Raw genomic sequence first — 4,800 nt, forward strand, 5'->3', positions numbered from 1 at the left:
ACTCGGCTAATCCTTCGATGTACCAAAGCGGCAAGGGCATCCGGCTAATGCCGTTGATCACACTCTGTAAACCACTTCCGTAGTATTTCCGCAGCATCATCGCATGGGTCAACTCATGGTGTACGACATGGCGATACTTCTCCCAATTCCCCTCAAACGGAATAACAACACGGGTTTTCAGAAACTCGGTAAAGCCGCCGACGCTTTCCTCCGGACTCTCCCCGGTTACATTGGTTTGTTGAAATTGGTTATGGGAGCGGTGAGTGATAATCGTTATTCGTCCGTTGGGTTCGAGTTGGTAATCGAGACCCTTCGCGAGGTGGCGATAGGCGAGCGGCATACTCCGCGGTTGCGACCGCAACTTCATAGCCGCCATCGGGAAAGTAAATCTCAAAGTGTTTGGTCTGGAGCGATTCCCAATTCAGGTATTCGTACTGGACTTTGTTCTTACCAAACTGCGCGGGCGCGGTCGTTGCCATCGCAAGGAGCAATAGCATAAGGAAAGTGGAAGTTGTTACCAGACGATTTACGCGCATATCCCCAACAGAAGTTTCGTTAATGTACTTCCAATTCCGGGTCGAATTGAAACGGCTATGGTTCGTGACGAAAACAAATGCGACAGCAAATAGGATTGCTTCGTCGCTACGCTCCTCGCAATGACACGAGTGGGCAGTCATGGAAGCCTGCCCCTACTTTGTATTCAACATACGATACGTTTCGACAGACAGGTGTGTCTATCGTACGGTATGTCAGGCAGGATTACCTGCGATGAGCCGCAAGGCGGTTGCCATACATCCAACGAAGAGACTTGTCAGCCAAGATTGGCTAACCTCCAAGTAAGAGAAAACTTAGAATTCTTGGAGGATGCGGAAACTAACCTTGCCATCAAGTGGGGCATCACCATGATTCCACCCCAAATCAAAGCCGATTCGCCCGGATCTTACCGCTAACCACATTCCGGCTCCCCACCCGACTAATTTTCGTTCAATGCTGGTCGACACTTGTTGCCATTCCAAGTAACCAGCATCTATAAAGAAATACGCACGCGAGTTTTGGGTTAGTAGCCACCGTGGTTCAATCGTCGCTCCGGCGAACCGGGTAGCCGAATACTCCCACTCCCGGTATCCCCGAACCGTACCGGGACCGCCAATCCGAAACAGCTCCGTGACTGGGAGCGTTCGCGGCGGAGATTCCCATTCTTTTCCCCGCACCGCAAAGTACCAAGAGAGTGAACGCCCTTGAGGCAACGATTGTTCCAATTGAAAACGCAAACCTTGTAACTGGATACTGCTTTGGTTGGATTCTTGTAAACTGAGATTGCGATACTCCCACTCTCCAACGAGGTGAATGCCTGTTCGGGGATTCCATTGGTCGTCGCGTCCATCATAGGCGGCACCGCCAATCCACGATGAACCGGTAATCTGTGAGAAACCGAGAGCAATAACTGCCGCGCTATCAGCATTTACTTCACGAGAGCTATAACCGCTATGAAGGGTGATAGCATCGTTCATTTGCCATTCAAGGGTTAGTGATAGTTTTAGTTCACTGTACAATGAATCGCGGATTTGCGACTCAGCGCCAACTTGCAATGCCAACGGTACGGAAAACAACCATGGTTCGGTGTATTGCAGCGAAAACTCTTGACTGATTCGGTCAGGCTTCGCCCAATGGACTGCCAGTTTCCGCAAGCTGCCGAATAGTTGGTAGAGCCCTAAATCGATTTTTCCCGATACTGCGGAAGGAGTAGTGCCAACCGGAGGGAGATAACCCGCGACAGCATCGATCCGAATTGCATTGCGTATGCGGGAGGGGAAGCGGAGAATCGTATTGGGACCGAAAGTCACTACTTCGGGATCGCTCATCGTTTCAAATCGTCCCGTCGCAATAAGGAATTTTTTCGCTTTGGCGATACGATCCGGATTGTAGCGGAACGGAAACTTCAGACGACTTTCTCGAACCCACAATTCCGGTTTTGTAGATTCACCGCCGGGTATTGTCATTCCATTTATGATAACAACTTGCCCGGTATCGAGTGCGCCATGTAAGGATAGTCCGATGTGGGTGGATTGTTTCTGGATCACGCCGCTATCCCAAGTAACGGCGGCAAAAGTGTGTCCGGTGCGCGCGCGGTTATCGAACCACTCATCGATTATCTCTAATAACGTGTTGCGATCATAGGGGTCACCGGGGCGAAGTCCAATTCTATTCGCTGGTAAGGAGTCACCGGTAAATGTGATCGTTTCGATTTGGAGTGGTTGAGTATCATTCAAGTAAATGTGTAAGTCACCGCCGTACCGTTTGGGTATCCAATTGGCGGAATCGAGCTTGATGACCGCGTATCCAAGACTCGCTAAACGGTGTAACGTTGTATCTAATCCGGCTTGGATCCGGATGGAATCAATGGTTTCTCCGATGGCGATGGGAAACGACGATTGGAGTTGAGAACGAAGAATTTTTTCTGCGCCGTGCCATTCGACGCGAAGTAACTCCCCCAGGGGAGCCGGGATGGCGACCGAAGATAGGAGTATCAGTGTGAGGAGTGTAATCCAACGTTTCATGCTATGACAACATAATAATGAAGGGGCAAGAGTCAAAAGGGTGATGTGATTTTATATAGTTAATGGGTTGTTTAAGGGGATTGCTTCGTCACTGAGGTCGCACATGGTTGCGACCTGCGTTTCTCGCAAAGACACGTCAAGCAGAATTGGCTAATCTCCAGTGCGGGCGGACATGGAAGTCAGCCGCTACTCGCGTCAGGCAGGAAAGACTAACATCCAACCGCAACAGAAATGTCGCGGCTACGAAAAAAGAGAGGGGCGTATGCCATACGCCCCATGGAAACAACAAACATATCGATAGAAAAACACAGTTATAAGATGCTATTGGATGCTGTCGGCAAGCTCGAGGAAGATTGCCTCGTACTTTTTAGCGCTCAATTCCCACGAATGATCGACACTCATCGCATTGACACGAAAAGCATTCAAGAGCTGCGGTTGTTGATAAATTGTCAGCGCACGCTTACATGCTTTCAAGAGGGTGGTTGTGTTTACATCTTTGACAATGATGCCATTTCCCTTTTTCGTTTTCTCATTCAGCTCTTCGACGCTGTCAGCAAGTCCGCCCACTTTGGTGACAATCGGAATCGTTCCATACCGAAGGCTATACATTTGATTTAAGCCGGATGGCTCATAGCGCGACGGCATTAGGAAAAAGTCCGCTGCCGCTTCAATCCGGTGTGCCAACGGATCATCAAAGGTTAGATTCACCGACAATTTATCGGGATAGACTTTCTGCAACTCCGTTAACTGATCGGCAAAGCGTTGTTCTCCAACCCCTAAGATGACAACATGTGCACCGGTATTGATCAAAGTTGGAATCGTTTCGATCACGACATCGATTCCTTTTTGCTCTGTTAATCGGCTCACCAATCCGAACATCGGAACGGCTACGTCATGCTGTAAGTTTAACTCGACTTGCAGCATTTGCTTGCATCGGGTTTTTCCCGTCAAGTTGGTTGTGGAATATTGCGCCGGGATGTCGGTATCGGTTTCAGGATTCCAGACATCGGTATCGATACCGTTGAGAATTCCAATCAGGTCTTTCTTACGTTGTTTGAGCACGCCCTCTAAGCCGCAACCAACTTCGGTCGTTTGGATTTCTTTGGCATAATTCGGTGAGACGGTGACAATCTTATCAGCTGTCTCAATCCCAGCTTTTAAAAAGTTCAGTTTCCCCCAAAACTCGAGGGGACCATGGGGAGCGTACTCTTTTGGTTCAAGTTCAAGTATCTCGGCTTTATCCAAGGGAAATATTCCCTGGAATGCAAGATTATGGATTGCGAGTACGGTCTTCGTTTTCGCGAAAAATGGATTCTTGACAAAGTGACTTTTCAACCAATAAGGGATCAGTGCAGTTTGCCAATCGTTACAAAAAAGGATGTCTGGAGCCCAATGTAGTGTTTCGAGACCAGTAAACAATCCACGGCAAAAGAATGCAAACCTTTCGGCATTGTCCTCATAATCAGTATTGGTCGATGGATCGACATATAGTCCATCGCGATCGAAGAATCCTTTGTGCTCCATCAGATATACTTGTACCCGCTCAGGCAACAAAGCCGCGGAGCGTAATGCAAACGGCTCATCGGTTCCGGCATACTCAAGCGGGATCGCTGCTAACCGTTTCACTTCGCGCAAACTGTGTTTGCGGTCGCGAATCATACGGTACTTGGGAAGGAGGATGCGGATGTCGTGTCCCATGTTTTTCAGCTTCTTTGGCAACGCACCAGAGACGTCGGCAAGCCCACCGGTTTTTGCAAACGGCACCACTTCCGGGGAAACTAAAAGTATCCGTAACGACTTCGACATTTTACTTCCTTCGTCGTCAAATAGTATTTGATGTTAGTAGTGTGTTCCTACTATCATCATTAAACAACTCTGAGTCATTCTTTCTGACAAGCCGGTAACGAATCTACATCACTCATTCTGGAGAGTTTGCTGCATTATATCGTTCAAACACCCCAGGCGCGACACTAAGAATGACTTGATTTCTCCCACGCTCTTTGGCTTGGTACAATGCAACATCGGATTGATGTACCAGCTCTTCCGCTGAGGAACTCACGGTACGAGTAGATGCAACTCCTACACTGACGGTGATACGTCCTTCCGGCTGTTTATTTGCATTAACGAAATCAAACTCTTCAACATTAGATCTGAGCTTGTCCGCAAGTATTCCTGCCCCTTCGATGTTAGCACCGGGCAAAATAATAGCAAACTCCTCCCCACCATAACGAGTAACAAAGTC

Annotated in this window: 5 protein-coding genes; all 5 read right to left on the bottom strand. The window is 48.6% G+C overall.

Going from position 1 to position 4,800, the window contains the following annotated elements:
- On the bottom strand, positions 1–340 hold a 340-nt coding region (locus tag OEM52_14010), incomplete at its 3' end, for a hypothetical protein (GenBank protein ID MDK9701249.1).
- Positions 249–536 (bottom strand): hypothetical protein, encoded by a 288-nt coding sequence (locus OEM52_14015; protein MDK9701250.1) that lies wholly within the window; start codon positions 534–536, stop codon positions 249–251. The genes OEM52_14010 and OEM52_14015, both read right to left, overlap by 92 nt.
- Positions 537–848: 312 nt before the next feature.
- On the bottom strand, positions 849–2,558 hold the full coding sequence (locus OEM52_14020; GenBank protein ID MDK9701251.1) for a BamA/TamA family outer membrane protein: 1,710 nt from the start codon (positions 2,556–2,558) through the stop codon (positions 849–851).
- A gap of 321 nt (positions 2,559–2,879) precedes the next feature.
- Entirely contained in the window at positions 2,880–4,364 is a 1,485-nt protein-coding gene (gene glgA, locus OEM52_14025) for a glycogen synthase GlgA (protein MDK9701252.1), read from the bottom strand.
- Positions 4,365–4,476: 112 nt separating this feature from the next.
- Positions 4,477–4,800 (bottom strand): GGDEF domain-containing protein (locus tag OEM52_14030; protein MDK9701253.1); only part of this gene is annotated, 324 nt, incomplete at its 5' end.

This window comes from bacterium (assembly GCA_030247525.1).
GTDB lineage: Bacteria > Electryoneota > JAOADG01 > JAOADG01 > JAOADG01 > JAOTSC01.